General features: G+C 42.2%; 1 protein-coding gene and 1 pseudogene. Both read left to right on the top strand.

The window, feature by feature from the left end:
• Positions 1-148 (top strand): annotated as a pseudogene (locus tag RV00_RS16790) (site-specific integrase); the annotation flags it as partial.
• Positions 149-158: 10 nt separating this feature from the next.
• Entirely contained in the window at positions 159-413 is a 255-nt protein-coding gene (locus RV00_RS16020; RefSeq protein ID WP_071863504.1) for a hypothetical protein, read from the top strand.
• The last annotated feature ends 35 nt before the right edge of the window (positions 414-448 follow it).

The following is a 448-nucleotide window of genomic DNA, read 5'->3' as shown; positions in this document are numbered from 1 at the left end:
GCTTGAAGGTGTCACAATGCACTCAATCGCGGATCGGCTAGGCCACGCTAATGTAACGACGACACAAGAAACGTACACTCACATTATTAAAGAGCTCGAGAAAAAAGATGAACAAAAAATGATTGGAGCCTTATCGGCAATAGCATAGGAGGTGCGCCATGAAACGTCAAAACTTGGGTGATCTAAACATGTATTTATTTGAACAGTTAGAACGATTAAACGAGCCTGACATGAAAGAAGGACAAAAACAATGGGAACTCGAAAGATCAAGAGCCGTTGCGAATCTAGCTAGTCAAGTCGTTGCCGCAGGTCAGCTAGCTTTGAGAGCTGAAAAGGCGTATGACAGAAATGAAGCGATCAATGCAAAAATGCCAGAAATGTTGGAAGCAGATACAGCAGATAAGATCGAATAATTCATCTAACTCAGCCTATCAACGATGAAAAGAGG

This window comes from Enterococcus devriesei (assembly GCF_001885905.1).
GTDB classification, from domain to species: Bacteria; Bacillota; Bacilli; order Lactobacillales; family Enterococcaceae; genus Enterococcus_A; species Enterococcus_A devriesei.
This window is presented reverse-complemented; position numbering and strand designations above follow the sequence as displayed.